This window comes from Mesorhizobium sp. L48C026A00 (assembly GCF_000502375.1).
Lineage (GTDB): Bacteria > Pseudomonadota > Alphaproteobacteria > Rhizobiales > Rhizobiaceae > Mesorhizobium > Mesorhizobium muleiense.
On the sequence record NZ_AYWU01000001.1, the window covers coordinates 1 to 26,686 of the forward strand.

Here is a 26,686-nt window from a genome sequence, read left to right on the forward strand (position 1 = left end):
CCGACAGCGGCGTCAGCCCGGTGACGCCGGCCGACGCGAAAGGCGAGCCATTGTCGCTTCTGAACCGATCCGGCAGGCCATGTTCCTCAACAGCCGCTCGAACACCGGCCAAGCCTCGTCGTCCGCCGTCGAGCCCGTCGCTTCGAGCGCCAAAAGGTAGCGGCACGACGCATCCATCACCGTCAACGGTTCGCAGCGCCACCCGTCACGGGTGCGGAACCAGCCCTTGTGGNGTCGAGGCCGACGGCCAGGCCAACTCGGGAGCGGTGCGCTTGAGCCGCGCCATGATCTTCTTCGGCCCCCACAGCGGGTGTGCCTCCTTCGCCGCAACGATCCGCTCCACCAGATCCACCGCCGTCGCCCGGCCATGATTGAGCGGCGCCCGCGGCCGGTCATGCAGNCCATCGCCGGTCCTCCCGGCGAAGGAGAAAACTGTCACCCATGCAATCAGTCCATTCTGTTACCTATCTATCCGGTTCGGACAGACGGGTCTTTCTCCCCGTCACTATACGGGGAGAAATGCCCGGCAGGGCAATGAGGGGCAGCGCCGACCTGTCAAGCCGAGACAGGCGCTATAGGCGCAGCGCCAACAACATCGAACAAGCAATCCGACCTGAAGCAATCGCTCTGCTGCGATCGCCTACAGCCCCTTGATCGTCTACTCGCTCTCGTCCATAAGCGCGCCGTCGCAAGACTTTCGCCGCGCGCGAAACGGCCCTCCACAAGCCAGGGAAGCACCATGACCGACGCCAATCAGCCCGCCTTCAAGCCCCTCGTTTTTTCCGGCGTCCAGCCGACCGGCAATCTGCACCTCGGCAACTATCTCGGCGCCATCAAGAAATTCGTCGCCCTGCAGGACACCTCCGATTGCATCTATTGCGTCGTCGACCTGCATTCGCTGACCGCGCAGCTTGTCCATGAGGATCTCAAGGACCAGACGCGCGCGATCACCGCGGCGTTTCTCGCCTCCGGCATCGACCCGAAGAAGCACATCGTCTTCAACCAGTCGCGGGTCATGCAGCACGCCGAGCTTGCCTGGATCTTCAATTGCGTCGCCCGCATCGGCTGGATGAACCGGATGACGCAGTTCAAGGACAAGGCCGGCAAGGATCGCGAGAACGCCTCTCTTGGGCTGCTTGCCTATCCGAGCCTGATGGCTGCCGACATCCTCGTCTACCGCGCCACCCATGTGCCGGTCGGCGACGACCAGAAGCAGCATCTGGAGCTGACACGCGACATCGCGCAAAAATTCAACAACGACTTTTCCGACCGCATTGCCGGCCTTGGCGTCGGGGTCGAGATGAAGGTCGGCGAGGAGACCGTGAACGGTTATTTGCCGCTGACCGAACCGATCATCGGCGGACCGGCGGCGCGTATCATGTCGCTACGCGACGGCTCGAAGAAGATGTCGAAGTCGGATCCGTCGGACCTGTCGCGCATCAATCTGACCGACGATGCCGACAGCATCTCGAAGAAGATCCGCAAGGCCAAGACCGACCCGGAGGCGTTGCCTGGCGAATTGGACGGCCTGGCCGGCCGGCCGGAAGCCGAAAACCTGGTCGGCATCTATGCGGGTCTCGCCGAGATATCGAAGGAGGCAGTGCTGAAAGAGTTCGGCGGCCAGCAGTTTTCGGTATTCAAGCCGGCGCTGGCCGACCTTGCCGTGGAAAAGCTGGCGCCGGTCGCCGGCGAAATGCGCCGCATTTCCGACGACCGCGCCTATGTCGACGCGGTGCTCAGGGATGGCGGCGAGCGGGCCGGCCTGCTGGCCGAGGCGACGATGAAGACCGTGCGCGACATCATCGGCCTGCTGCAGGGTTAATCTGCAGCCAATATCGCTACATCCGCCGGTCGCTTGCGGCCGGGCTGTGGCGGTGGCAGATTGCGACCGAAACCATTTGAGGTAGAATATGGTCTCCAAACGCCTCAGCCGCGAAGCCGGCCATCGCCGCAAGTTTTTGGCGATCATCGACGACACGCCCGAATGCGAAAGGGCCGTCGTCTACGCCTCGAAGCGCGCGCAGAGCACCAGCGGCGTGCTGGTGCTGCTCTATGTGATCGAGCCGGACGATTTCCAGCATTGGCTGGGTGTCGAGAAGATCATGCGCGAGGAGGCCACCGCCACCGCGCGCGCCGCACTGGACAGCTATGCCAACAAGGTGCGCCAGAAGCTCGGCATCGAGCCGGAACTGGTGGTGCGCGAAGGCAAGCCGACGGAAGAGATCCACAAATTGATCGAGGAGGACCAGGATATCGCCATCCTCGTGCTGGCCGCCGGCGCCGGCAAGGAGGGGCCGGGCCCGCTGGTCGGCGCGGTCGCCGGCAAGGGCGCCGCCTTCCCGATCCCGGTGACAGTGGTGCCGCAGAACCTGTCAGACGAAGAAATCGACAGCCTGGCCTAAGGTGTGCTGATATTCAGGTGAGGCCGGCCTGCAAACGGCGGCTTCCTGTGCTTACTACAGCGCCGCGCGCCTTGTAGGGCGCGCAAAGGACGCTGTAGAACTCTGATTTTGCGCATGACCTTCCGAAATCAAATTCGATTTCGGAGTCATGCGCGGGCTCACGTACCCAAAAGTACGCTCCGCTCCGGTTCTCGGAAACCGTCATTTTGGTCGCTTCGCGCCCGTCTTCGACTCCGGCTCGGCCTGAGCTGAATCTCAACACACCTCAAAGTAGTTTTAGAAGACCGCAAAAACATTCTCCCAGCCAGCCGTTCCGGCGATGGCTTTCGCTTGAATGTCCTGCCGATAAGGCCTATTTAGAATTATTCCAAACTATATGCCCGAACGGGCTCGGAGACGCCCATGTTCATCCAGACCGAATCGACGCCAAATCCGGCGACATTGAAGTTCCTGCCCGGCAAGGAAGTGCTTGTCGAAGGCACCGCCGATTTCCGCGATGCCGACAGCGCTGCCGCGGCTTCGCCGCTGGCCGGCCGGCTGTTCGAGATCCCCGGCGTGACCGGCGTCTTCTTCGGCTATGATTTCGTCACCGTGACCAAGGACGGCCCCGACTGGCAGCATCTGAAGCCGGCGATCCTCGGCGCCATCATGGAGCACTTCATGTCCGGCGCGCCGGTCATGGCCAGGGCCGGCCCCGCCGCCGAGACCAGCCAGACCGGCGAATTCTACGACAAGGCCGACGAGGAACTGGTCATCACCATCAAGGAACTGCTCGACACGCGGGTGCGTCCGGCCGTCGCCCAGGACGGTGGCGACATCACCTTCCGCGGCTTCGAGAACGGCACCGTGTTCCTGCACATGAAGGGCGCCTGCGCCGGCTGCCCGTCGTCGACGGCGACGCTGAAGCACGGCATCCAGAACCTGCTCCGGCATTTTGTGCCCGAGGTGCAGCAGGTCGAACAGGTCTCTTAAGATCAAAGGACGTCAATTCGCCCCTTCGCGCGACACAAAAAACCGGGCCAAATTGCCCGGTTTTTTGTTTTGGGACGTCAGTTGTTGCCTAGACGGTCCGCGTATGAGCTCTAGAGAACGATGACCTTGGCGCCGACGGAGGTGCGGTCGTAAAGGTCGATGATGTCCTGGTTCATCAGCCGAATGCAGCCCGACGACATCGCTTTGCCGATCGAGTTCCACTCCGGGCTGCCATGCAGGCGGTAGCCTGAATCGCCGCCCTTGTTGAACAGATACAGGGCGCGCGCGCCGAGCGGGTTGGTCAATCCGGGGTCCATGCCCCCGGCAAATTTGGCGAGTTCCGGCTGGCGCTTGATCATCGCCGATGGCGGCGTCCAGGTCGGCCATTCGCGCTTCGCCGCGATGCGGGCGGTGCCGCGCCATTCAAAACCCTCGCGGCCGACGCCGATGCCGTAACGCATCGCCTCGCCGCCGCCCATGACATAATAGAGAAACTTGTTCTGGGTATCGACGACGATGGTGCCCGGCTTTTCATCGCTGTCGTAGCTAACGATCTGCCGGCGGTACTTGAACGGCACCTTTTCGATCGGAATGCGCGGCAGTTGATAGCCTGCGTCGGTCATCGGGCCATAGTTGTTGGTGAAGATCTGCGAGCCGATGGTGCTGCAACCGGCAATTGCCGTCGACAGCGCAAGTGCCGCGACGATTGCGAATGACTTCATGCGCATGAAAAGGTCCGATGCCCCGCCCGAAAGGTAGCGGCACGAGACGGCCGCCTTGTCGCTATCATTCATGCTGGCATTTGCTTTGCTTGCCAAGCGGGCGATGCCTATATGCAGGGGCTTACATGCCGGTAAGTCCACAGCTGTGGCTTTTCGGCAACGGCTCTCATAAGATTATCTAGGAAATTCAATGGGGCGGTCCGCCAGGCCGCCCGAAGTTAGGGAACCAATCATGAATGTCGGAGATGCCGCCCAGCGTTCCGGCCTACCGGCCAAGACCATTCGCTACTATGAGGAGATCGGCCTGATCCGTCCGGCGCGGGCCGGCAACGGCTACCGCGATTATTCGGGCGACGACATCCACCGGCTGACGTTTCTGCGCCGCGCGCGCAATCTCGGCTTTTCCATCGACGACTGCCGCCAGCTGATGGCGCTCTACCAGGACCGCAGCCGCGCCAGCCATGACGTGCGCGAGATCGCCGCCGCGCATGTGAGTGCGATCGAGAAGAAGGTGCGCGAATTGCAGTCGATGCGCTCGACCTTGCAGAAGCTGATCCATGCCTGCCACGGCGATGACCGGCCGGACTGCCCGATCCTGGACGATATCGCGGGGGCGGTTTTGCCATCTGGCAAAGTCGTTCCCGCACAGGTGTGAAGGTTGCGTGGCGTCGCCAGCCGTTTTCCAGGTTAGGTTTCAGCGATCAATCGGCACCATCGATACGCTCAAGGCGACAATCGAGAAGAACGCCGCACGGGCGATTTCCTTCTTTGACGCGTTCGGGTTCCTGGCCGCTTTGATCAATTGCCTGGGTGCCATGTCAGGCGTCACGACCGGATAGGCGTCGGCCACCGCCTGCATCTCGTCCGCGTTCATCATCCAAACTCCCTAAACCCACCCGCATTCGCACAATATCTCATATTACTAATGTATGAAGACGTGAATTATGGGCCATTGTTCTCTTTGTCCGCTCACTGAGTCGAACGCGCTAAACTGTCGGGTCTTTGATCAAATATACAATCACCTTAGGAAAGGCGCTTATTTATTCGACAATACGCCTTGGCACCGGCAACAAATCATGATTCAAGTGCGGTTGTCTTGGGGGAAACACATGATCCGCATAGCCACCGCTATAGCCGTTGCCGTCGGTGCATCGGCATGCACCAGTCAGGCGAACGTTCCTTATGATACGAGTAAAAAAACCTGTCGAATCTATGTTGAGCCAGGGACAGGTGAAAAGCGTGAACTTTGCCTGCCAGACACTCCAAATAAATACTGCGTGCGGGCTTATTATATAAATACACCGGGCGTAGAGCGGATAATGTGCGGCCCACTAACTGTCAAATCACCAACTGCCGCTGGCCGCGCTAGGCAGCTTGGAGGCAACAGATACCCGTAGGAAAAGGCGGGGCGACTATGGGGCTTTGGCAGTTCATCAAACGGCAGTTCATGGCCGTCGACTTGGGTTATGTCTATGTGTCGCTTCGCGGAGCCCATTCGTTTAGGTTCTTCATCAAGCTGGATAGAGCCGACAACAAGAAATTCGTAGAATTCAATTTTGCCATTACGGTGCGGCCGAGGCCCTGTGCAGTTTAAGCGTTGAGGAGTTCAATGACCTGGTTGACGGCGTTCTAAAAGTTAAGGCAGAGCTTGAAACGCCCCTACCCGACAGCGCGACCCAGCCATCGGGGAATGGCAGGGGTAGCGCTTAGGAAACGATGGCTCCTAAAGGAGCCATTTGATAGCTCCTAGAATTAGCACGACGATAGCTGCGATTGCGTATTCCCGCCCTGGCTTAACCTAGGCACGAAGTCGCGGGGAAATCGACCTGCCAGCAGGACGCCAACCCCGCCCCGTTCTGCAATACAGGTTGTCAAATGCACAGCTGCCATCAAGAAACGGGTTCAAACCGTGAACAAAGTCTGGCATGGTGAGCCCATGCCAATCATCTCACCTGTACCCCTCAATCCGCTGATCGACGGCCGCCAGTCGGAGCGCGCGATGCTGGTTCGGCGTGGCGTGCAGCGGCTGCTCAGGGAGATGGGCGCGCATGTGCTGCCGGAACTGTCGCTGGCGACCGGGCGCCGCGCCGACCTCGTCGCGCTGACCCGCCAGGGCGACATCTGGATCATCGAGATCAAATCCTCGATCGAGGATTTCAGGGTCGACCGCAAATGGCCGGACTACCGGCTGCACTCCGACCGATTTTTTTTCGCCACCCATCCCGGCGTGCCGTCGGAGATCTTTCCGCAGGAATGCGGCTTTATCCTTTCCGACGGCTACGGCGCCGAAATCCTGCGCGATGCGCCCGAGCACCGCATGGTGGCGGCGACGCGCAAGGCGCTGATGCTGAGGATCGCGCGGGCCGGAGCAGCGCGGCTGCTGGCGGCGGAACTTGCCGGCGTGGCGGTGCCGGCGCTGGAGGGCGAGAGCGAGTAGAGGGTTTTCGGATCCCCCTGTAACCTTCGACGTTTGCGCTGCCCCTCATCTGCCTGCCGGCATCTTCTCCCCGTGAACGGGGAGAAGGGGCGCTGGCCGCAACCTCTGCACCCTTTCTGCAACGCTGGAGATTGGCGAAATCTTTTGCGAAGGCGTCTTTCTCCCCGTCTCTAAACGGGGAGAAATGCCCGGCAGGGCAATGAGGGGCGGCGCAACGTTCGTCGGCTACTCTTCCTCTTGGTCCATCCCATTCGCTGCCGGCGCCATCAGCAGCACGGCGGCGCCGAGGATGGCGGCGATGAAGGAGCCGGCGAGGATGCCGACTTTCACCGCGTCCTGGAGCTCGACATTGCTGGCGAAGGCGAGCAGGCCGATGAACAGGCTCATGGTGAAGCCGATGCCGCAGAGCAGCGAAATGCCGACCATGTGCAGCCAGCCGGCATTGACCGGCAGATCGGCGAGGCCGAGCCGGATGGCAAGCGCAGAAGAACCGAACACGCCGACCAGCTTGCCGGCGACGAGGCCGGCGGCGACGCCCAGCGTCAGTGGCTCGACCAGGGTGGCAGCACTGAGGCCGGTGAGCGGGACGCCGGCATTGGCGAAGCCGAAGATCGGGACGACGACGAAGGGCACTATCCTGTGCAGGCCGTGCTCGAGCCGGTGCAGCGGTGAATGGTCTGAATCCTGGCTGATGCCGGGGGTGATTTTCAAAGGTATGGTCAGGGCCAGCGCCACGCCGGCGAGCGTGGCATGGACGCCCGATTTCAGCACAAGCACCCACAGCACGACACCAAGCAGGAGATAGGGCAGCAGCGTCAGCACCTTCATGCGGTTGAGCACGATGAGCAGAGCGATGACCGCGAAGGCGGCGCCGAGATAGGCGAGCGACAGGCCGCTCGTATAGAACACCGCGATGATGATGACGGCGCCAAGGTCGTCGATGATGGCGAGCGCGGTGAGGAATACCTTCAGCGACCCTGGCACGCGGCTGCCGAGCAGCGACAGCACGCCGAGCGCAAAGGCGATGTCGGTGGCGGTCGGGATCGCCCAGCCGGACAGGGCGGCTGGATTGTCGCGGTTGATGGCGACATAGACAAGCGCCGGCACCAGCATGCCGCCGGCAGCGGCGATGCCGGGCAGAGCGCGGCGTGGCCAGGTCGAGAGCTGGCCGTCCAGCATCTCGCGCTTGATCTCCAGGCCGACCAGCAGGAAAAACACCGCCATCAGGCCGTCATTGATCCAGTGCGATACGCTGAGCGGTCCCAGATAGGCGTGAAGGGCGTCGAAATAGGTTTCGGCCAGCGGCGAATTGGCGACGACCAGCGCCAATGCCGCGGCTGCCATCAGGACGATGCCGCCTGCCGCCTCGCTGGCCAGGAATTCGCGAAAGATGGAGATCGGCCGCGGCTTCTGGTCCTGCATGTCGTCTCCATCGTATCGCCTACCCGCCGGCAGGGACAACATCACCCTGTGCGATGATGCGCAACCGCCGATGGCAGGGCAGTTCCTACAGTGCCGCGCGACCTTGGGGGCGCATAGGACCGTCAGGCGTTAGCGCGGCGCGCGTTTGGCGAGTATCCGCTGCAGCGTGCGGCGATGCATGTTGAGCCGGCGCGCCGTCTCGGAGACGTTGCGGTCGCACATTTCGTAGACGCGCTGGATGTGCTCCCAGCGCACGCGGTCGGCAGACATCGGGTTTTCAGGCGGCGCGGCGCGTTCGCCCGCAGTGCGGGTAAGAGCCGCGAAAACCTCGTCGGCATCGGCCGGTTTCGACAGATAGTCGATGGCCCCGAGCTTCACCGCCGTAACCGCGGTGGCGATGTTGCCATAGCCGGTGAGGATGACGGCGCGGGCGTCGTCGCGCTTCTCGCGGATGGCGGCGACGACGTCGAGGCCGTTGCCGTCGGCGAGCCGCATGTCGACCACCGCGTAGGCTGGCGGATTGGCGCGCGCCTTGGCCACGGCCTCCTCGACGCTCTCGGCCGTCTCGACCACGAAACCCCTGGTCTCCATGGCGCGGGCAAGGCGCGTGAGGAATGGCCTGTCGTCGTCGACGATCAGCAGCGAGGTGTCCTCGCCCTCAACCATTGCGCCAATCGTTTCGTCGCCATTCATCGTCTTGACATTCCTGCTGCCCGAATTTTACGCAGATATAGTTTTGGAGCGCTATTGTCCAATTCAAGCCGTGTCAAACATGGTGGCCGAAGCCGATTCAGGATTGAGGAAGACGCTGCGCGGCCACGATATCCGCACGACGGCGCCCTCGCCCGGCTCGTTTGAATTGCGGAAATCGAGCGTGGCGCCCGAGCGTTCAAGCAGGGTCTTGGCGATGAACAGCCCCAGTCCGAGGCCGCCGCCGGCCTCGGTGCCCTGGCGTGTCGACATATAGGGCTCGCCGATGCGATCGATAATTTCGGGAGGAAAGCCCGGCCCGTCGTCGGTGATCGAGAAGGTGACCGTTGCCTCGTTCCAGCTCCAGCGCACGGTGACGCTCTTGCGGGCAAAATCGACGGCGTTCTCGACCAGATTGCCGAGGCCGTAGATGACGCCGGGATTGCGCCGTCCCACCGGTTCGGGGCCGATGCGCTCGCCGGGGAGAAGCTTGATCGAGATGCCGAAATCGCGGTGCGGGGCGGTCATCTCCTCGACCAGCGAGGTCAGCGGCAGGCGGGAGAGATGCGCCTCGCCCTCGGAGGACAGGCTGGTCAGGCGTTTGAGGATCTCGCGGCAACGCTCGCTCTGCGAGCGCAGCAGCGTCACGTCCTCGCCGTATTTCGGGTCATTGCGGAGCGCCTTCTCCATCTCCTTGGCAACAAGCGTGATGGTGGCGAGCGGCGTGCCGAGCTCATGCGCGGCGGCAGCGGCAAGGCCGTCCAGCGCCGACAAATGCTGTTCGCGCTGCAGCACCAGCTCGGTGGCGGCAAGCGCGTTGGCGAGCAGCCGGGCTTCCTCGGCCACGCGGAAGGCGTAGATCGCGGTGAAGGCGATCGAGGAAAACACCGCCATCCACATGCCGGCGACGTAAATGAACGGCATCTCCAGCGGCGCGCCCTCGTACCAGGGCAGCGGCAGATGGAAGAACACCAGCAGGCTCGCCGTCACCATCACCAGCGCGCCGAGGATGGCGGTCAGGCGCAGCGGCAGCGACGTCGCCGAGATGACCACGGGCACGGTGACCAGCACTGAAAACGGGTTGGTGAGGCCGCCGGTCAGGTAAAGCAGACCGGCAAGCTGCAGGCTGTCGATGGTCAGGATGGCGAAAGCCTGCAGCGGGGTCAGCCGATGCGCCGCCGGATAACGGAAGGTCAGCAGCAGGTTCATCCAGGCCGAACAGGCGATCAGCGCGAAGCAGAGACTGACCGGCAGCGGGAATTTCAGCCCATAGGCAACGACAAGGACCGTCAGACTCTGGCCAACAATGGCAAGCCAGCGCAGCCTGATCAGCGTGTTGAGGCGCAGCCGCTGGCTTTGCTGGAAGTCGGGCGCCCGCAGGATGTTTATCATGGCCAAGGATTATAGCCGGAAAAGGAGAAAGGCTAGGTCCCCCGCGGTTTGGCGCGGCTGGTGGCGGTGGCGAGAAGCGGGTTCTCCGGCCAGACATGCCGGGGATAGCGGCCACGCATCTCGGCTCGCACATCGGCCCAGGAGCCGCGCCAGAAACCGGGCAGGTCACGCGTCGTCTGGATCGGTCGGTGCGCCGGTGACAATAGCTCGAGCGTCAGCGGCACCGCGCCGTTGGCGATCGCGGGATGCCGGTCGAGACCGAACAGCTCCTGGACGCGGATCGCCAGCACCGGCCATTCACCGTCATAGCGGATCGGCACGCGGCTGCCGGATGGAGGGTCGAAATGGGTCGGCGCCAGCGCCTCGATCCGGCGCTGCAGATCGTGCGGCACCAATGCCATGAGGCCGGCCGAAAGCACGCCCGGATCGATCGCGGCAAATGACGCCGCGCCGGAAAGGAAGGGCAGCAGCCAGTCGTCGAGGCGGTCGATGAGCGCCTCATCGGAAACATCTGGCCAGGGCGCGCCAAGACCGCGATGCAGCCAGTCGAGCCGTTGGCGCAGCGTTTCGGCCTCCTTGCCCCACGGCAGAAGCGCCAGCCCGTGTTGGCGCAGGGCGTCAAGGATGGCGCGATCGGCGGCGATGCCGGCCGGCGCCGGCAGCATCCGTTCGGACAGGGTGATGGCGCCGAGGCGAACGGTTTCACGCACACGGACCGCACGTCTGTCGCGGTCGAAACTGGTTTCGCGGTTTGTCTCGATCTTGTCGGCGAGCGAAGCGCGAATGTCGGCTTCGTCTATCGCCGCCGCTGCCGTAATGCGGGCATTCTGCGCCTTGCCCTGCAGATCGGCGACGACAAGCCAGGTTTCGCCCGCCAGTGGGTCGGCGGCGTCAAGCATGGCGCCTGAACCGTTGGCCAGCACGAAACGGCCGCGCTCTCCGCGCGCCCTGGCGACGCGATCCGGCCAGGCATGGATGAGGAGAGCGCCGGCGCTGCCCTCCCCCCCGAGGGGAGGGTCGGCCAGTGAGCCTTGCCCAGCGAGGCGAGGGAGACGGGGTGGGGTCGGCGATGACGTGCCCGACCCAACCCCACCCCGATCCGCTTCGCGGTTCGACATACCGGGGCGAACCACGGGTCTCGCCCGTCCTTCGGCCCCCCTCGAGGGCGAGGGTGAAGCCTGTTTCGCCAGCCGCTCGGCGAGCTGCCGGGCGGCGGTGGCGCGCGGCGATCTTTCGGATCGGAACCGAATCAGCCGCCGTTCGAGGTCGGCGCCGTCGCCGCCCAGGCCACGCTCGGTGAGCAGCACGGCGAGCATGGCCGCTTCGAACGCCCGGCCGGTGTTTGCCACCTCGGCGACCATGTGAGCCAGCCGCACCGGCAGTGCCAGCCTGCGCATCGCAGCACCCGATTGCGTCAGTCGCCCTGCCTCGTCAATGGCGTCGAGCGCACGAAGCAGCGCCCTTGCCTCGCTGAGTGCCGGGGCCGGCGGCGGATCGAGGAAGCAGAGGCTCGACGGGTCGGCGACACCGAAGGCTGCACAATCGAGCAGAAGTCCGGAAAGGTCCGCCTCGAGGATTTCCGGCGGCGTGAAGGCGGGAAGTGCCGCGGTCTGCTCGGNCGCCCCGCCACAACCGGACGGCGACGCCGGGCTGCGTGCGGCCGGCGCGGCCGGAGCGCTGGTCGGCGGAGGCTTTGCTGACCCGCACCGTCTCCAGCCGCGTCAGGCCGCTGGCCGGCTCGTAGCGCGGCAGGCGCGACAAGCCGGAATCGATGACGACGCGCACGCCGTCGATGGTAATCGAGGTCTCGGCGATCGAGGTCGCCAGCACCACCTTGCGGCGGCCGGACGGCGCCGGCTTGATCGCGGCGTCCTGCGCCTTGTTGTCGAGCATGCCATAGAGCGGCACGATGTCGGTGTCGGCACTGACGCGGCCTTGCAGCCGCTCGGCGGTGCGCTCGATCTCGCGCTGGCCGGGCAGGAAGGCGAGCACGCTGCCGCTCTCCTCGGCAAGGGCCGCGCGGATTGCCTTGGCCATCGCGTCCTCGATGGCGATGCCGGCCGGCCGCTCGTCGTAGCGGATATCGACGCGAAAGGCGCGGCCTTCGCTCTCGATCACCGGGGCGCCGGAAAGCAGCCGAGCGACGCGCGCGCCGTCGAGCGTCGCCGACATGACCAGCAATCGCAGATCGGTCCGCAGCGCACCTTGCACATCGAGCGCCAGCGCCAGACCAAAATCGCCGTCGAGCGAGCGCTCGTGGAACTCGTCGAAGAATACCGCCGAGACACCGGGCAACTCCGGATCGTCGAGGATCATCCGCGACAGCACGCCTTCGGTGACGACAAGAATTCTGGTCCTCGCAGAAGTGCGGTTCTCCATCCGCATGGCATAGCCGACCGTTTCGCCGGGCTCCTCGCCGAGCAGTTCGGCCATGCGGCGGGCGGCTGCGCGGGCAGCGAGCCGGCGCGGCTCGAGCAGAATGATCTTCCCCGTGCCGAGCCAAGCGGCATCGAGCAGCGCCAGCGGCACCAGCGTCGTCTTGCCGGCGCCGGGCGGCGCCACCAGCACGGCACTGTTGCCATGGCCGAGCGCTTCACCGAGCGCCGGCAGGACGGCGGAGACCGGAAGCTCTGGCAAGGGTTTTCTGGTCATTGTTTCAGGGATGCATCCACCCAATCTCGCGGCAGGTCGGTCGCGCCCCGCATATCAGCGGTGGCGGTCGCCGCGCAACTGGGCAACGGACCAACTCAAAGCGGGTCCACCTACTCGCCATAGTCAAAGGCGGAAGCCACCGAGGATGACGCGGCCGAGGAGCGACAGGAAGTCGGGATATTTCCTGATGGAACGGCGCGGCCAGGGCCACCGCCCAGATACAAGCGAATTATGCTGCAGCGCAGCGACGAATTCGCTTGCGTTGTTTAGTAAAAATTGCATCACTAAACAAATTACTAAACATCCGCCGCTTAACCGCGTCGTCATGTTTAGACCCCTGAGGAGGGGGTTTTGAGGTTATTTGAAACCGTCATCCGGGCGCGTTTCGCAAATGGGAGGAAGGCATGAAATCGACCTTGAAACTGACGTTGGGACTGACATCGGCGATGTTTGCGTCGACCGCCGTTTCGAATGTGGCGCAGGCTGAAGATCTGACGCTTTGCTGGGCAGCCTGGGACCCGGCCAACGCGCTTGTCGAATTGTCCAAGGATTTCACCAAGGAAACCGGCATCGGCATGAAATTCGAATTCGTGCCGTGGACCAACTATGCCGATCGCTTCCTCAACGAACTGAATTCCAAGGGCAAGCTGTGCGACCTGATCATCGGCGACAGCCAGTGGATCGGCGGCTCGGCCGAGAACGGCCACTACGTCAAGCTGAACGACTTCTTCGACAAGGAGAAGATCAGCATGGACGACTTCGTGCCAGCGACCGTCGTCGGCTACTCCGAATGGCCGAAGAACTCGCCGAATTACTGGGCGCTGCCGGCCATGGGCGACGTCGTCGGCTGGACCTATCGCAAGGACTGGTTCTCCAAGCCGGAACTGCAGAAGGAATTCAAGGAAAAGTACGGCTGGGATCTCGCAGCGCCGACGACCTTCGACCAGCTGAAGCAGATCGCCGAGTTTTTCCAGAAGCGCGAGATCGACGGCAAGACGGTCTATGGCGCATCGATCTATACCGAGCGCGGCTCCGAAGGCATCACCATGGGTGCCATGGACGGGCTCTACAGCTTCGGTTTCAAATATGAGAATCCCGACAAGCCATACGAGATGGACGGCTTCGTCAACTCCGAGAAATCGGTGAAGGGTCTTGAGTTCTACAAGGCGCTCTATGACTGCTGCACGCCTCCTGGAGCCTCGAACAGCTACATGGGCGAAGGCGTCGACGCCTTCAAATCCGGCCAGGTGGCGATGCACATGAACTTCGCCTTTACCTGGCCAGGCCTGCAGAAGGACGAAAATGTCGGCGGCGACAAGATAGGTTATTTCGCCAATCCCAAGGGGCCCGACGGCGATCAATTCGCCCAGCTTGGCGGCCAGGGCATCTCGGTGGTCTCTTACTCCGACAAGCAGGAGGCTGCGCTCAAATACATCAAGTGGTTCGCCAACAAGGATGTTCAGGCCAAATGGTGGTCGCTCGGCGGCTTTTCCTGCCTCAACGCGGTCGTCAAGGATCCAGGCTTCCCGGCCAGCCAGCCTTATGCGCAGACCTTCCTCGACTCCATGGCCATCGTGAAGGATTTTTGGGCAGAGCCCAGCTATGCGCCGCTGCTGCAGGCGTCGCAGAAGCGCTTCCATGATTACGTCGTCGCCGGCCAGGGTTCGGCCAAGGATGCACTTGATGGCCTGGTCAAGGACTGGACCGAGGTCTTCCAGGACGACGGCAAGATGTAGTTGGGGCAGTATCCAATCGGCTCCTCCCGAGCCACGACCGCGTGTCCCGTGCCACCCTTGGCACGGGACACAGCTCAGATAAATTCCACTGTCGAGACGACCCAAGTGACCGAAGCGGGACTGACCATGCTCAATCGGACTGCGGACAGCGTCGCCCGGGCTACGCCTGAGCCGTTGGCCCGCAAGGTCCGAGGTATCAGCGACAAGGGCCTCGCCTGGCTGTTCATCTCGCCGACGATCCTGTTGCTGCTTGCCGTCAACATCTTCCCGCTGTTCTGGGCGATCTATCTGTCCTTCACCAATTACCGCGCCAACCGTCCCAACGAGGTGGTCAGGAACGTCGGCCTTGCCAACTACAAGCGCATCCTCGGCGACCAGGACATCTGGATCGCCATGCAGACGACGGCGCATTTCGTATTCTGGACCATCCTGCTGCAAACGCTGATCGGTTTTACCCTGGCCTGGCTGATCGATCGGAAGTTTCGCGGCCACGCCTTCTGGACGACCATCATTCTGGTGCCGATGATGCTGTCGCCGGCAGTGGTCGGCAATTTCTGGCGCTTCCTCTACGAGCCGCAGATCGGGCTGTTCGCCTATGCCATCTCGTTCGCCACCGGCATTCCGGNCTTCCGATCTACACGGGCCGCTTGGACGCGCCGAGGTCGACCGCGCCTCCAACTGGCGGCAGTTCTGGTCGATCACGCTGCCGATGGCGCTGCCCTTCATCATGCTGGCGGTACTGTTCCGCGGCATCGAGAACTTCAAGATGTTCGACATGGTCAACCTCCTGACCGGCGGCGGACCGGGATCGACCACCGAGGTCGCCTCGATCACGCTGAAGCGGCAGGCCTTCGAAAGCTGGCGGACCGGCTATTCCTCGGCCTTCGCCATAATCCTGTTCGTTGCGGTGTTCGGGCTAGCCAACATCTATGTCAAGGCGCTCAACAAGGTGAAGCAGAGATGAGCCTGACGTCAGCCCATTCTGTTGTCGCACCCTCCGCGATTTCGAAGCGCGTCGCCGGCACAATTATCGTGCTTTACGCGCTGATCTCGATCGTGCCGCTGTTGTGGATCTTCGCCACCAGCTTCAAGACGCCGCCGGACTCGATCGCCTATCCGCCAAAAATCCTGTTCCAGCCGAGCCTCGAGGGCTACTGCAATCTGTTCTCGACCCGCACCCGGCAGACACCGGAATACATCAACGCGCTGGGACCGGCGACGGACATCTGCGATGAGACAGTGCGCAAGCGCAACATGGTGATCGCCGGCCCGTCCAATTTCATGCCGCGCTTCGTCAATTCGCTGATCATCGCCTTCGGCTCGACCTTTTGCGCGGTGTTCCTCGGCACATTGTCGGCCTATGGCTTCTCGCGCTTCAAGGTGCCGCTGGCCGACGACCTGCTGTTCTTCATCCTGTCGACGCGCATGATGCCGCCGATCGCGGTCGCTATTCCCATCTACCTGATGTATCGCGAGATTGGCCTGTCGGACACCGCGCTCGGCATGATCCTGCTCTATACGGCGGTCAATGTGTCGCTCGCCGTGTGGCTGCTGAAGGGCTTCATCGACGAAATCCCGCGCGAGTACGAAGAAGCGGCGATGATCGACGGATATACGCGGCTGCAGGCCTTCTGGCGCACCGTGCTGCCGCAGGCGACCACCGGCATTGCCGCGACCGCCATCTTCTGCCTGATCTTCGCCTGGAACGAATATGCCTTCGCCGCACTGCTGACCTCGGGCACNGTGCTGCCGGAGGCGGCCACCGGCATCGCCGCGACCGCCATCTTCTGCCTGATCTTCGCCTGGAACGAATATGCCTTCGCCGCACTGCTGACCTCGGGCACGGCGCAGACCGCACCGCCCTTCATCCCGACCATCATCGGCGAAGGCGGCCAGGACTGGCCGGCGGTCGCCGCGGGCACGACGATCTTCCTGGTGCCGATCCTGGTGTTCACCATCCTGCTTCGCAAGCAGTTGCTGCGCGGCATCACTTTCGGCGCGGTGCGCAAATGAGCATGACCCAACCCGCAAAACGCAAGTCGCGCTGGCCGGTCTGGGCGAGGCGCGGATTGATGGAGAATATCGCCACGGTGATCATTGCCATTGGCTTCCTGATGCTGTTCCAGCCGTTCGCGCTGTCGCTCTACACTTATTCGTTCATCACCATGCTGGCCGGCACGGCGATGTTCATCATCGTCTCGAAGTTTCCGGAGTAGACGATGGCGGAGATCAGGGTCGAGCATCTGAGAAAGGCATTCGGCGATTTCGTCGCCGTGCAGGATTCCAACTTCGTCGTCGGGGATGGCGAGTTCTTCGTCATGCTGGGGCCGTCGGGTTGCGGCAAGACGACGACGTTGCGCATGATTGCCGGGCTCGAACTGCCGACCGGCGGCAAGATCCTGCTCGGTGGCGAGGACGTTACCATGCGGCGTGCCCGCGAGCGCGACATCGCCTTCGTCTTCCAGCTGTTCGCGCTCTATCCGCATATGAACGTGCGCAAGAACATCGGCTTCCCGCTGCTGGCGCAGGGCACGCCAGGCATCGAAATCCGCCGGCGCGTCGAAGAGACGGCGAAGCTGTTGCGCATCGACCATCTGCTCAACAAATCGGTCTCCGGTCTTGCCGGCGGCGATCGCCAGCGCGTGGCGCTCGGCCGCGCCATCGTGCGGCGGCCAAAATGCTTCCTGATGGACGAGCCGCTCGGCACGCTCGACACCGAATTCCGCGATCTCATGGTGCATGAACTGCGCGAACTGCACAACCGCATCCACGCCACCACGGTCTATGTCACGCATGACCAGATGGAAGCGATGTCGATGGCCGACAAGATCGCGGTTATGAACCACGGGGTAATCGAACAGTTCGGCACGCCGCGCGAAATCTATGACCGGCCGGCGACGATGTTCGTCGCCGATTTCATCGGCTCGCCGCCGATGAATTTTCTCGGCTTCGGCGGCGGGCTTTCAAAGGGCGCCAAGGAGATTTTGGTGCAAGGCGCCAAGGTGGCAGTGCCGGAGGTGCGCGAGGACATCGCGCCGGCCGACATGGCGCTCGGCATCCGACCGGAACACATCCGCTTCGACGACGCTTCGAAGCTGCGCGGCGCCATCTATAGCACCGAGTATCTCGGCACCACGCAGATCGTTGCGGTGGAGACATCCGGCGGCATCATCAAGGCGCGGGTGCCGGCCGAAATCCGGCTCAATGCGGGCGACCATGTCGGCCTGGCGCTGAGCAGCGCACGGCTGTCGCTGTTCGAGAAGGGCTCCGGCCGCGCGGTGCGAACCGCAATCCATGACGGGGCTTCCCAGGGAAGAGCGCATCATGGCTGACGTGCAGATCAAAGGCGTGACCAAGAGCTTCGGCGAACATGTCGCCGTGGACACTCTCGATCTGCACGTCGCCGACGGCGAATTCGTCGTGCTGCTCGGCCCGACCGGGGCCGGCAAGACGACGACGCTCAGACTTATCGCCGGATTGGAACGGCCGGATACGGGCTCGATCCATATCGGCGGCCGCGATGCGACAATGCTGTCGCCGGCCGAGCGCGACACGGCCTTCGTCTTCCAGCAATATTCGCTTTATCCGCATCTGTCGGTCTTCGACAATTTGGCCTTTCCGCTGCGCTCGCCTGCGCGGCGGCTGAGCGAGGACTCGGTGCGCCGCCGCGTCGAGGATGTGGCCAAGATGGTGCGTATCCACCACAAGCTGAACAACCGCTCCACCAAACTTTCCGGCGGCGAGATGCAGCGCGTCGCCATCGGGCGCGCGTTGGTGCGCAAGCCCTCGATCTATCTGATGGACGAGCCGCTGTCGTCGCTCGATGCCAAGTTGCGCGCCGATCTCCGGCTCGAACTGAAGCGCATCCAGGCCGAGGTCGGCGCCACCATGCTTTATGTCACGCACGACCAGATCGAAGCGATGACGATGGCCGATCGCATCGGCATTCTCGCCGACGGCGTGCTGGCGCAGATCGGCACGCCACGCACCATCTACTCGGAGCCGGCAAACGTTCATGTAGCCGCAAGGCTCGGCCAGCCGGCGATCAATCTGCTGCCGACCGGCCTGCTGCCGGATGGCGACATGCCGGCGGGAACCAAAACGATCGGCGCGCGTACAGAACATCTGTCGATCGGCAAGGCATCGAACGGCCCCGCCGACGGCGTTGTTAACTGGGTCGAGCATCTGGGCGACCAGAACCACCTGCATGTGACGGTGGGAAGCAGAAAGCTGGTGACGCTGACCGAACCCGACATCCAATTGGAAAAAGGCGACAGGGTGATTATCCGCTACCGGGCGCCGCTGTTCTTCGACCAGGCCGGAAACAGGATTGCAAACCGATGAGCCCCGGGACATTGGAAAAGAACGGGATACTGGAAAAGAGCGGGTCACTGGACAAGACTGCGACACTGGACAAGACCGGGACGATGGACAAGCTTGACCTGAAGACGCTGATATCAGTCACCGCCGACACGATTGCCGCTCACGCCGAAGAGCTGACTAAGCTCGACCAGGCAATTGGCGACGGCGACCATGGGCTGAACATGAAGCGCGGCTTCGAGGCAGTGCGCGCCGAGGCGGACACGTTCGCGACAAAGCCGCTGCCGGACGCTCTGAAGGCGATCGGCACCAAGCTGGTAATGACCGTCGGCGGGGCTTCGGGCCCCTTGTTCGGGACGCTGTTCATGGCGCTCGGCAAGGAAATTTCCGTAGAGCCGGATCGCGCCAACCTGATGTCGGCGTTCGGCAAGGCGATCGAGGCGGTGGCAGCCAGGGGCAAGTCGCAGGTCGGGCAGAAGACCATGCTCGACGTGCTGCAACCGGTTCATGACGCCCTGCTGCAGGGAAAGACCGGATCGGAAATCGCCGATGTCGCGGACAGTGCTGCCGATGCCACCGTGCCGATGAAGGCCTTGCGCGGGCGCGCCTCGTTTCTCGGCGACCGCTCCATCGGCCATATGGATGCCGGGGCACGCTCGACCGCGCTTCTGGTGCGGGCTGTCACCGAGACCATCGAGGGGCAAGCATGAGCAATGTCGGCATTGTCATCGTATCGCATTCACCGCTGGTCGCCGAGGGCACGGCCGACATGGTGCGCCAGATGGTCGGCGACGAAGTGCCGCTTGCATGGTGCGGCGGAAACGGCCATGGCGGGCTGGGAACCAATGTCGAGGCGATCATGGGCGCGATCGACAAGGCCTGGTCGGTGGCAGGTGTCGCTATACTTGTCGATCTTGGCGGCGCCGAAACCAACAGCGAGATGGCGGTCGAGATGATCGGCGAGCCGCGCGCGCACAAGATCATCGTCTGCAACGCGCCGATCGTCGAGGGCGCGGTGATGGCGGCGACGGAGGCGTCCGGCGGCGCCTCGCTCAGGGAAGTGGTGGCGACGGCACACGAATTGTCGCCATCGTGAATGAACAGGAATTTTGACTCAATGTCCGCATCCGCAGAAGCCACCGTTCTGATCACCCATGAGGTCGGCCTGCATGCGCGCCCTTCGGTGAAATTCACCAAGCTCGCCAAGACGTTTTCGGCCGAAGTCGAAGTTGCGCTCGCCGCCAACGGTCCTTGGTTCGACGCCAAGAGCATCGTCAAGGTGATGGCGGCCAAGGCGCCGAAAGGCACGGTGCTGCATATCAGAGCCAAGGGCGACGGTGCCGGCGAGGCGGTCGGCGCGCTCGTCGAACTGGTGCGGCGCGACTTCGACGAGGGCGTGGACCATGCCCGAACCGCTTAAGCTGCAGGGGATCCCGGCTTCGGCCGGCTATGCCGAAGGGCCGCTGTTCAACCTCGACCCGGTCGTCGCGCGCTATAAAGGTAAAGCGACCGCCGCTGACGAGAGGCTCGCGCTCGAAACGGCAATCGGCACAGCGACAGGCCGGCTTGCCAAGCTGATCCAGGCAACCGACGGCGATGCCGCCGACATTCTCGAATTCCAGCTCGCCATGCTGGAGGACGATGCGCTGACCGGCCCGGCCTTTGCCGCGATTGCCGCCGGCCAGCCGGCCGATGCGGCATGGCGGCAGGCGCTTGACGCCGAAATTGTCGGCTATAAAACGTCGGATCAGGATTATTTCCGGGCACGCGCCGCCGACATGCGCGACATCAGAGACCAGGTGCTTCGCGCGCTGACAGCGGACAGCGCGGCTGCCGCGCCGACAGGCGCCATCTTCTACGGCGAGGACATCGCGCCGACGCGCTTTCTCGAAACCGACTGGAGCGCCGGCGGCGGCATTGCGCTGAAGGCGGGCAGTACCGCCAGCCACGTCGCCATGCTGGCGCGCTCGCGCGGCGTGCCTATGATCGTGGGGCTCGGTGCTTCGCCGGCTGATCTTGCCGGCGTCGCCCTGCTCGATGCCGAGCACGGCGGCATCGTGTTGAGGCCAACAAGGGCAGAGGTCGAGGCGTTCCGGCAATCGTCGTCGTCTTTCGCGGCACGTCGCGACAGGGCGGAAACTTTTTTGGCTCGGCCGGCGGTGACGAAAGCCGGCACTGCGGTGCGGGTGCAGGTCAACATCGCCGATCCGTCCGATGTCGACGGTATCGATGTCTCGACCTGCGATGGCGTCGGGCTGATGCGGACCGAGTTCCTGTTCGGCAAGACGCTGCCGGACGAGGAATCGCAGTATCGCGCCTACCGCAAGGTGCTCGAATGGGCCGGCGACAGACCGGTGACCATCCGCACCATCGACGCCGGCGGCGACAAGCCGGTGCCGGGTTTCACCGTCGAGGAGGGTAATCCGTTTCTCGGCCTGCGCGGCATCAGGCTATCGCTGGCGAGACCGGAGGTTTTTCGGGTGCAGATCAGGGCGCTGCTGCGCGCCGCCTTGCATGGCAATCTCAAGGTGATGTTCCCGATGGTCGCCGTGTGGGACGAGTATCAGCGAGCAGCCGCGCTCTTCGCCGAAGAGCAGGCCGCGCTTGCCGCGCGCGGCGTCGCGCAAAAAATGCCGCCGCTCGGCATCATGGTCGAGGTGCCGTCGGTGGCGATCGCTCCTGAGGCGTTTGCCGAGGTCGCCTTCTTCTCGATCGGCTCGAACGACCTGACCCAGTATGTGATGGCGGCGGCGCGCGACAATGCCTCGGTCGCGCATCTCAATTCGATCAGGAACCCGGCCGTGCTTCGGCTGATCGCCTCGGTTGCGGCGTTCGGCCGCGCGCAAAAGATTCCGGTCAGCCTGTGCGGCGACGCCGGCGGCGATCCTGCGGCGATCCCGGCGTTGATTGAGGCCGGTCTGCGCGACCTTTCCGTGGTTCCCGCCCAGCTCGCAATGGCCAAGGTGGCCATTGCGGACGTCTCGATCTAGGCACCGGCATGGCCGAAACCAAGAAGACGCCTGAAGCCGGTTCCGAAGAGGCGATCCGCGCCTATAAGACGATCCTGTCGCAGGTCCTCGACCAGCGCCCGTCCGGCATGCGCCAGCGCCTCGCCGACGCGTTGGGCAAGCATCGCAGCTTCGTCACCCAGATTTCCAGTCCGGCCTACTCGATCCCGATCCCGTCAAAACATTTGCCGGCTATTTTCGCCGTCTGCCATTTCAGCCCGGCCGAACGCGACCATTTTCTTGCCGCCTACCATCAGGCGCATCCGGGAAAAATGTCGCTGGCATCCGGCATGCGCAAGACGCGGCATGTTTCGCTGATCGTTCCCGATTTCGGCGACGACAAACAGAACGCGGCGCTCGACAGGGCGGTCAACGATTTCATCCAGAAAATCACCAGCATCGCCGGCAAGGGCGGGACATAGTCGCGCCACGTTCAGCTATTTCGGGAGAGACGGCCATGAAGAAGTTTCTGAATTCTGTGGACACGGTGCTGACCGAAAGCCTCGACGGCTTCGTTGCCGCCCATGCCGACATCCTTGTGCTTGGCGACGAGCATAAATTCGTGCGCCGCAGGACACTCAAGCCCGGCAAGGTAGCGCTGATTTCCGGGGGCGGCTCTGGCCACGAGCCGCTGCATGGCGGGCTGGTCGGGCATGGCATGCTGGATGCCGCCTGCCCCGGCCAGGTGTTCACCTCGCCGACGCCGGACCAGATGATGGCGGCCGCGGAGGCGGTCAACACCGGTGCCGGCTGCCTGTTCATCGTCAAGAACTACGAGGGCGACGTGATGAATTTCGACATGGCTGCTGAAATGTCGGAGGGTGTGATGCAAGTGGTGACCAATGACGACGTCGCGGTCGAGAACTCCTCCTACACCACTGGCCGACGCGGCGTTGCCGGCACGCTGGTGGTCGAGAAGATCCTCGGCGCCGCGGCCGAGCAAGGCATGGCGCTGAAGCCGTTGAAGGCGCTTGGCGAACGCATCAATGGCGCGACGCGCTCGATGGGCGTTGCGCTGACCAGTTGCACCGTACCGGCCGCCGGCAGGCCGACCTTCGATATCGGCGACGGCGAGATGGAATTCGGCGTCGGCATCCATGGCGAACCCGGGCGCCGCCGCGACGCGTTGAAGAGCGCCGACGCCATCGCCGAGGAGATCTGCGCGGCGATATCTGGCGATCTCGGTGACAGGGCAAAAGGCCCGGCGCTGCTTTTCGTCAACGGCTTCGGCGGCACGCCGCTGATGGAGCTCTACCTGATGTACAACAGCGCCCGGAAAATCTTCGAGAAAAACGGCGTGACGGTCGCCCGTTCACTGGTCGGGTCCTATGTGACATCGCTCGACATGGCCGGCTGCTCGATCACGCTGACCATGTTCGACGATGAGACGACCGCATTGTGGGACACACCGGTGCATACGGCTGCGCTGCGCCGGGGGATGTAGCACGGCCAACACCGCGCCACGGCTATAGCAACAGTATTAAGCAAGCAGGCGCTTTCTACGACCTGGCCGGTTGCGGCGATAAAGCGGCGGTCACGTCCATTTCGACCAAAGCGAGGTCGCCAAGACGAATTTGCACGTGCTTGCAAAAACAGCATACGCTATTTCCAAGGACAGAAACATTCCTGGGAGAAAGCTGGATGGCGTCACGCTACCACGAGGTCTATGACGCCTGGAAACGCGATCCGGAAAAATTCTGGGCGGATGCGGCCAAGGCCATCGACTGGTTCTCGCCGTTCGAAACGGTCTTCGATGCGAATGCCGGCGTCTATGGGCGCTGGTTTGGCGGCGCCTCCTGCAACACCTGCTTCAACGCCGTCGACCGCCACGTGGCGGGTGGCCGCGCCGATCAGATCGCGCTGATCCATGACAGCGCGATTTCCGGCACGGTCAGGAAATTCACCTATGCCGAATTGAAACGCGAGGTGGTCGCGCTGACGTCGGTGCTGAAGAACCGCGGCGTCCAAAAAGGCGATCGGGTCATCATCTACATGCCGATGGTGGCGGAAGCTGCGTTTGCCATGCTTGCCTGCGCCCGTATCGGCGCCGTGCATTCGGTCGTCTTCGGCGGCTTTGCTTCGCACGAGCTCGCCACACGCATCGACGACGCCAGACCGAAGCTGATCATTTCCGCCTCTTGCGGCCTGGAGCCCGGGCGCGTCGTCGCCTACAAGCCGCTGCTCGACAAGGCGATCGAGATGTCGCGGCACAAGCCCGAAGCCTGCCTCATCCTGCAGCGCGATCAGCTGCGCTGCGAGCTAGAGGAGAACCATGACATCGACTATGCCGACGCCGTCGCCCGCGAGCGGGCCGCGGGCGCCAATGTCGACTGCGTTCCGGTGCTCGCCACCGACCCGCTCTACATCATCTACACGTCCGGAACGACCGGCCAGCCCAAGGGCATCGTGCGCGACAATGGCGGCCACATGGTTGCGCTGAAATGGTCGATGGAGAACGAGTTCGGCGTCAAGCCGGGTGAGGTGTTCTGGGCGGCTTCCGACGTCGGCTGGGTGGTCGGCCATTCCTACATCGTCTACGGCCCGCTGCTGCATGGCTGCACGACCGTCCTGTTCGAGGGCAAGCCGGTCGGTACGCCCGACGCCGGCACCTACTGGCGGGTGATATCAGAGCATGGCGTGGTCGCGCTGTTCACCGCGCCGACCGCATTCCGCGCCATCAAGGGACAGGACCCCAAGGGCGAATTCGTCCCGAAATACGACCTGTCGAAATTCCGCACGCTGTTCCTCGCCGGCGAGCGCGCCGATCCGGAAACCATCAAATGGGCGGAGCAGAAATTGAACGTGCCGGTAATCGACCATTGGTGGCAGACCGAGACGGGCTCGCCGATGACGATCAACCCAGCCGGATTAGGGCTACTGCCGGTGAAATACGGCTCGCCCGGGGTGCCGATGCCCGGCTACGATATCCGTGTGCTCGACGATGCCGGCCACGAAGTGCCGCGCGGCACGTTGGGCAATGTCGTGGTCAAGCTGCCGCTGCCGGCCGGCTGCCTGCCGACGCTATGGAATGCCGATGACCGGTTTCGCCAAGCCTATCTCGACGAATTCCCCGGCTTCTACAAGACGGCGGATGCCGGCATGATGGACGAGGACGGCTATTTGTTCGTGATGGCCCGCACCGACGACATCATCAATGTCGCCGGCCACCGGCTGTCGACCGGCGCCATGGAGGAGGTGCTGGCCGCGCATCCGGACGTTGCCGAGTGCGCTGTCGTCGGCGTCGCAGATGCGATGAAGGGTCAGGTTCCGCTCGGCTTCGTCGTGCTGAATGCCGGTGTCACGCGTGACAGCGCCACTATTGAGACCGAGGTGGTCACGCTGGTGCGCGAGCGGATCGGCCCGGTCGCCGCCTTCAAGACGGTGGTCACGATCAAGCGCCTGCCCAAGACGCGCTCCGGCAAAATCCTGCGCGGCACCATGCAGAAGATTGCCGACAAGGAAGACTGGACAATGCCAGCGACCATCGACGATCCGGTCATTCTCGACGAAATCACCGCGGCGCTGAAGGGACGCGGAATCGGGCTTTAGCTGCTTTCGGAGCGCGGCAGGCGGATCGCGGCTTCGGACGAATTCACGAATTCATCCTGCACTGCAATCGCCTGTTGTGCAATGCAGCAATTGCCCTTAAACCTTTGCGTGGGGGGCCATTCCGAAGGCACGGCATGGCTCAGCAAAAAACAACATTCGGCGGCGTCGACATCCTGCGTTTTGTCGCCGCTGTCCTCGTGATGGTCTACCACTACGGCTTCTGGGTGTGGGCGTTCCCCGAGGGCGTTTCGGCGCGTGCGACGGGCGGCATCCCGCCGCATCCGGAAATAGGCGGACTGGTCCAATTCGGATGGGTCGGCGTCCAGATATTCTTCGTCATCAGCGGCTTCGTCATCGCCTTCAGCGCCGAGCATTCCACACCGCTGCTGTTTTTCGAGGCAAGGGTGAAACGATTGGCGCCGGCCGCCTGGATCTGCGCACCAGTCACCGCGATGGTGCTGCTTCTCGTCGATCTCAGTTGGCCGACGGACGCTGTCACCACGCTCATACGCACCGCCCTGTTCGTTCCGTTCAACCCCTGGGTCGACAGCGTCTACTGGACGCTTGGCATCGAGATCGCCTTTTACGCCGTAGTCTGGATCCTGCTGCGGCTCGGCCGCTTCGACCTGATGGAAGCGGTGGCAGTTGCGCTCGGCGCGATCAGCACGCTTTTCTGGTGCCTGTACTATCCATTCGACTGGACGGACCTTGCCGAGGCGCGCTGGCTCGACCTGCTCCTGGTGCATCACGGATGTTTTTTCGCGACAGGTGTGCTGTTCTGGCTGATGCGTTTCAAGGCAGTGACGCCCGCCCGCGTTGTCTTCTGCGCCTTGTTCCTGGCTGGCGGCGTGCTGCAGATCATAAGTGCTGTCGACGTCCGCAGCATCAAGGTCGAAGCCGCGATGCCCTACGGGCCGCCGATCGTCCTGTTCCTCGCTGCCATGGCGCTGATGGCGTGGTCGTTACGGCTCGACCTGTCCTGGCGCGGCTGGCGCCGGATCGGCCTGATGACCTACCCTCTCTATCTGATCCATAATGTCGTCGGCGCAGCCATTCTCGGCGCCTTGATGCGTGCGGGAGTGCCATACCTGCTTTCGGTGGTCATCGTCGGGGCAACCATGATCGCCGCGAGCTGGCTGATTGCGATCGAGGCCGAACCGCGCATCCGGCTTCTGCTCGACCACACCATCTTCCGCTACCGTCTCAAGGCGGCGTAACGCGCCAGCGTTGTCACGCCGGTTCCTGGCTGCAAACGTCCTACGGTGGAATGTCCGGCACAAAGCAGGGTGCGAACGCTTTTGCGCGACCCGTCGCGGCTCGGCGACCTGATCAAGCGAGGAAATCGACCGGCACCCTAAGGAACGTCATTCGCCACCGACCCTAC

Annotated in this window: 22 protein-coding genes and 5 pseudogenes; 20 read left to right on the forward strand and 7 right to left on the reverse strand. The window is 63.3% G+C overall.

The features are described from left to right. Positions 1-442, reverse strand: a pseudogene (locus X738_RS88690) (integrase); the annotation flags it as partial. 297 nt (positions 443-739) lie between these two features. Between X738_RS88690 and trpS the strand changes: the two are divergent. From trpS to X738_RS45625, 3 genes are all read left to right on the forward strand, one after another. Beyond that, positions 740-1,822, forward strand: a complete 1,083-nt coding sequence (gene trpS, locus X738_RS45615) for a tryptophan--tRNA ligase (RefSeq protein ID WP_023796708.1) — start codon at positions 740-742, stop codon at positions 1,820-1,822. Between the two features lie 88 nt (positions 1,823-1,910). Next, positions 1,911-2,402, forward strand: a complete 492-nt coding sequence (locus tag X738_RS45620) for a universal stress protein (protein ID WP_023796709.1) — start codon at positions 1,911-1,913, stop codon at positions 2,400-2,402. A 402-nt stretch (positions 2,403-2,804) separates the two neighbouring features. Further along, complete coding sequence (locus tag X738_RS45625; RefSeq protein WP_023796710.1) at positions 2,805-3,374, forward strand: NifU family protein; 570 nt, start codon at positions 2,805-2,807, stop codon at positions 3,372-3,374. Positions 3,375-3,484: 110 nt separating this feature from the next. Here X738_RS45625 and X738_RS45630 read toward each other — a convergent pair whose 3' ends face one another. Continuing rightward, entirely contained in the window at positions 3,485-4,102 is a 618-nt protein-coding gene (locus tag X738_RS45630; RefSeq protein ID WP_023796711.1) for a L,D-transpeptidase, read from the reverse strand. A gap of 226 nt (positions 4,103-4,328) precedes the next feature. Here X738_RS45630 and cueR point away from each other — a divergent pair, with 226 nt between their 5' ends. After that, entirely contained in the window at positions 4,329-4,751 is a 423-nt protein-coding gene (gene cueR / locus X738_RS45635; protein WP_023796712.1) for a Cu(I)-responsive transcriptional regulator, read from the forward strand. Positions 4,752-4,790: 39 nt separating this feature from the next. On the opposite strand, the gene X738_RS45640 is transcribed toward cueR, so the two are convergent. Beyond that, positions 4,791-4,973 (reverse strand): hypothetical protein, encoded by a 183-nt coding sequence (locus X738_RS45640; RefSeq protein ID WP_306454924.1) that lies wholly within the window; start codon positions 4,971-4,973, stop codon positions 4,791-4,793. A 1,059-nt stretch (positions 4,974-6,032) separates the two neighbouring features. Between X738_RS45640 and X738_RS45645 the strand changes: the two genes are divergently transcribed. Continuing rightward, a complete protein-coding gene (locus X738_RS45645; RefSeq protein ID WP_023796715.1) occupies positions 6,033-6,533 on the forward strand; it encodes an MmcB family DNA repair protein in 501 nt (166 codons plus the stop codon). Between the two features lie 225 nt (positions 6,534-6,758). Here the strand turns inward: X738_RS45645 and nhaA are convergent, their stop codons facing one another. The 4 genes and pseudogenes from nhaA to hrpB form a co-directional block, all read right to left on the reverse strand. After that, complete coding sequence (gene nhaA, locus X738_RS45650; RefSeq protein WP_023796716.1) at positions 6,759-7,955, reverse strand: Na+/H+ antiporter NhaA; 1,197 nt, start codon at positions 7,953-7,955, stop codon at positions 6,759-6,761. A 129-nt stretch (positions 7,956-8,084) separates the two neighbouring features. Further along, positions 8,085-8,648, reverse strand: a complete 564-nt coding sequence (locus tag X738_RS45655) for an ActR/PrrA/RegA family redox response regulator transcription factor (RefSeq protein ID WP_023796717.1) — start codon at positions 8,646-8,648, stop codon at positions 8,085-8,087. Between the two features lie 63 nt (positions 8,649-8,711). Then, positions 8,712-10,037 carry an ActS/PrrB/RegB family redox-sensitive histidine kinase gene (locus tag X738_RS45660; protein WP_023796718.1) on the reverse strand — a complete coding sequence of 442 codons (1,326 nt, stop codon included), beginning with the start codon at positions 10,035-10,037 and terminating at the stop codon, positions 8,712-8,714. 32 nt (positions 10,038-10,069) lie between these two features. Then, a pseudogene (gene hrpB, locus X738_RS45665) lies at positions 10,070-12,689 on the reverse strand (ATP-dependent helicase HrpB). Between the two features lie 404 nt (positions 12,690-13,093). Here hrpB and X738_RS45670 point away from each other — a divergent pair. The 15 genes and pseudogenes from X738_RS45670 to X738_RS45730 all read left to right on the forward strand — a co-directional run bounded on the left by X738_RS45670 (position 13,094) and on the right by X738_RS45730 (position 26,519). After that, a complete protein-coding gene (locus X738_RS45670) occupies positions 13,094-14,425 on the forward strand; it encodes an ABC transporter substrate-binding protein (RefSeq protein WP_023796720.1) in 1,332 nt (443 codons plus the stop codon). Positions 14,426-14,551: 126 nt separating this feature from the next. Then, positions 14,552-15,389 (forward strand): annotated as a pseudogene (locus tag X738_RS82035) (carbohydrate ABC transporter permease). Continuing rightward, positions 15,386-16,153, forward strand: a pseudogene (locus X738_RS45675) (carbohydrate ABC transporter permease); the annotation flags it as partial. The pseudogenes X738_RS82035 and X738_RS45675, both read left to right, overlap by 4 nt. 15 nt (positions 16,154-16,168) lie before the next feature. Then, positions 16,169-16,438 (forward strand): annotated as a pseudogene (locus tag X738_RS84445) (carbohydrate ABC transporter permease); the annotation flags it as partial. Further along, positions 16,435-16,641, forward strand: coding sequence for a hypothetical protein (locus X738_RS45680; protein ID WP_027151572.1), 207 nt, complete (start codon positions 16,435-16,437; stop codon positions 16,639-16,641). The pseudogene X738_RS84445 and the gene X738_RS45680, both read left to right, overlap by 4 nt. 3 nt (positions 16,642-16,644) lie before the next feature. Beyond that, positions 16,645-17,757, forward strand: coding sequence for an ABC transporter ATP-binding protein (locus X738_RS45685; protein ID WP_023796723.1), 1,113 nt, complete (start codon positions 16,645-16,647; stop codon positions 17,755-17,757). Continuing rightward, complete coding sequence (locus tag X738_RS45690; RefSeq protein WP_023796724.1) at positions 17,750-18,769, forward strand: ABC transporter ATP-binding protein; 1,020 nt, start codon at positions 17,750-17,752, stop codon at positions 18,767-18,769. The genes X738_RS45685 and X738_RS45690 overlap by 8 nt, the downstream gene beginning before the upstream one ends. A gap of 83 nt (positions 18,770-18,852) precedes the next feature. Then, positions 18,853-19,455: a dihydroxyacetone kinase subunit DhaL gene (dhaL, locus tag X738_RS45695; protein ID WP_023796725.1), complete on the forward strand. Its 603-nt coding sequence runs from the start codon at positions 18,853-18,855 to the stop codon at positions 19,453-19,455. After that, a complete protein-coding gene (gene dhaM, locus X738_RS45700; protein WP_023796726.1) occupies positions 19,452-19,841 on the forward strand; it encodes a dihydroxyacetone kinase phosphoryl donor subunit DhaM in 390 nt (129 codons plus the stop codon). Before dhaL ends, dhaM begins: the two co-directional genes overlap by 4 nt. A gap of 21 nt (positions 19,842-19,862) precedes the next feature. Continuing rightward, positions 19,863-20,165: an HPr family phosphocarrier protein gene (locus X738_RS45705; protein ID WP_023796727.1), complete on the forward strand. Its 303-nt coding sequence runs from the start codon at positions 19,863-19,865 to the stop codon at positions 20,163-20,165. Continuing rightward, positions 20,149-21,735 (forward strand): phosphoenolpyruvate--protein phosphotransferase, encoded by a 1,587-nt coding sequence (gene ptsP, locus X738_RS45710; protein WP_023796728.1) that lies wholly within the window; start codon positions 20,149-20,151, stop codon positions 21,733-21,735. Before X738_RS45705 ends, ptsP begins: the two co-directional genes overlap by 17 nt. An 8-nt stretch (positions 21,736-21,743) precedes the next feature. After that, positions 21,744-22,175: a hypothetical protein gene (locus tag X738_RS45715; protein WP_023796729.1), complete on the forward strand. Its 432-nt coding sequence runs from the start codon at positions 21,744-21,746 to the stop codon at positions 22,173-22,175. A gap of 35 nt (positions 22,176-22,210) precedes the next feature. Next, on the forward strand, positions 22,211-23,197 hold the full coding sequence (gene dhaK / locus X738_RS45720; protein WP_023796730.1) for a dihydroxyacetone kinase subunit DhaK: 987 nt from the start codon (positions 22,211-22,213) through the stop codon (positions 23,195-23,197). A gap of 197 nt (positions 23,198-23,394) precedes the next feature. Further along, positions 23,395-25,302, forward strand: a complete 1,908-nt coding sequence (locus X738_RS45725) for a propionyl-CoA synthetase (protein WP_023796731.1) — start codon at positions 23,395-23,397, stop codon at positions 25,300-25,302. Positions 25,303-25,436: 134 nt separating this feature from the next. Then, entirely contained in the window at positions 25,437-26,519 is a 1,083-nt protein-coding gene (locus X738_RS45730) for an acyltransferase family protein (RefSeq protein ID WP_023796732.1), read from the forward strand. Positions 26,520-26,686 lie beyond the last annotated feature (167 nt).

What these genes read in the sequence shown, in the direction of transcription:
- dhaK (WP_023796730.1), top strand. Translation starts at nt 22,211, where the DNA reads ATGAAGAAGTTTCTGAATTCTGTGGACACGGTGCTGACCGAAAGCCTC.
- X738_RS45620 (WP_023796709.1), top strand. Translation starts at nt 1,911, where the DNA reads ATGGTCTCCAAACGCCTCAGCCGCGAAGCCGGCCATCGCCGCAAGTTT.
- ptsP (WP_023796728.1), top strand. Translation starts at nt 20,149, where the DNA reads ATGCCCGAACCGCTTAAGCTGCAGGGGATCCCGGCTTCGGCCGGCTAT.
- X738_RS45690 (WP_023796724.1), top strand. Translation starts at nt 17,750, where the DNA reads ATGGCTGACGTGCAGATCAAAGGCGTGACCAAGAGCTTCGGCGAACAT.
- trpS (WP_023796708.1), top strand. Translation starts at nt 740, where the DNA reads ATGACCGACGCCAATCAGCCCGCCTTCAAGCCCCTCGTTTTTTCCGGC.
- X738_RS45655 (WP_023796717.1), bottom strand. Translation starts at nt 8,648, where the DNA reads ATGAATGGCGACGAAACGATTGGCGCAATGGTTGAGGGCGAGGACACC.
- X738_RS45705 (WP_023796727.1), top strand. Translation starts at nt 19,863, where the DNA reads ATGTCCGCATCCGCAGAAGCCACCGTTCTGATCACCCATGAGGTCGGC.
- X738_RS45730 (WP_023796732.1), top strand. Translation starts at nt 25,437, where the DNA reads ATGGCTCAGCAAAAAACAACATTCGGCGGCGTCGACATCCTGCGTTTT.
- X738_RS45660 (WP_023796718.1), bottom strand. Translation starts at nt 10,037, where the DNA reads ATGATAAACATCCTGCGGGCGCCCGACTTCCAGCAAAGCCAGCGGCTG.
- X738_RS45725 (WP_023796731.1), top strand. Translation starts at nt 23,395, where the DNA reads ATGGCGTCACGCTACCACGAGGTCTATGACGCCTGGAAACGCGATCCG.
- X738_RS45680 (WP_027151572.1), top strand. Translation starts at nt 16,435, where the DNA reads ATGAGCATGACCCAACCCGCAAAACGCAAGTCGCGCTGGCCGGTCTGG.
- X738_RS45670 (WP_023796720.1), top strand. Translation starts at nt 13,094, where the DNA reads ATGAAATCGACCTTGAAACTGACGTTGGGACTGACATCGGCGATGTTT.
- dhaM (WP_023796726.1), top strand. Translation starts at nt 19,452, where the DNA reads ATGAGCAATGTCGGCATTGTCATCGTATCGCATTCACCGCTGGTCGCC.
- X738_RS45640 (WP_306454924.1), bottom strand. Translation starts at nt 4,973, where the DNA reads ATGATGAACGCGGACGAGATGCAGGCGGTGGCCGACGCCTATCCGGTC.
- dhaL (WP_023796725.1), top strand. Translation starts at nt 18,853, where the DNA reads ATGGACAAGCTTGACCTGAAGACGCTGATATCAGTCACCGCCGACACG.
- X738_RS45645 (WP_023796715.1), top strand. Translation starts at nt 6,033, where the DNA reads ATGCCAATCATCTCACCTGTACCCCTCAATCCGCTGATCGACGGCCGC.
- X738_RS45685 (WP_023796723.1), top strand. Translation starts at nt 16,645, where the DNA reads ATGGCGGAGATCAGGGTCGAGCATCTGAGAAAGGCATTCGGCGATTTC.
- X738_RS45715 (WP_023796729.1), top strand. Translation starts at nt 21,744, where the DNA reads ATGGCCGAAACCAAGAAGACGCCTGAAGCCGGTTCCGAAGAGGCGATC.
- nhaA (WP_023796716.1), bottom strand. Translation starts at nt 7,955, where the DNA reads ATGCAGGACCAGAAGCCGCGGCCGATCTCCATCTTTCGCGAATTCCTG.
- X738_RS45625 (WP_023796710.1), top strand. Translation starts at nt 2,805, where the DNA reads ATGTTCATCCAGACCGAATCGACGCCAAATCCGGCGACATTGAAGTTC.
- cueR (WP_023796712.1), top strand. Translation starts at nt 4,329, where the DNA reads ATGAATGTCGGAGATGCCGCCCAGCGTTCCGGCCTACCGGCCAAGACC.
- X738_RS45630 (WP_023796711.1), bottom strand. Translation starts at nt 4,102, where the DNA reads ATGCGCATGAAGTCATTCGCAATCGTCGCGGCACTTGCGCTGTCGACG.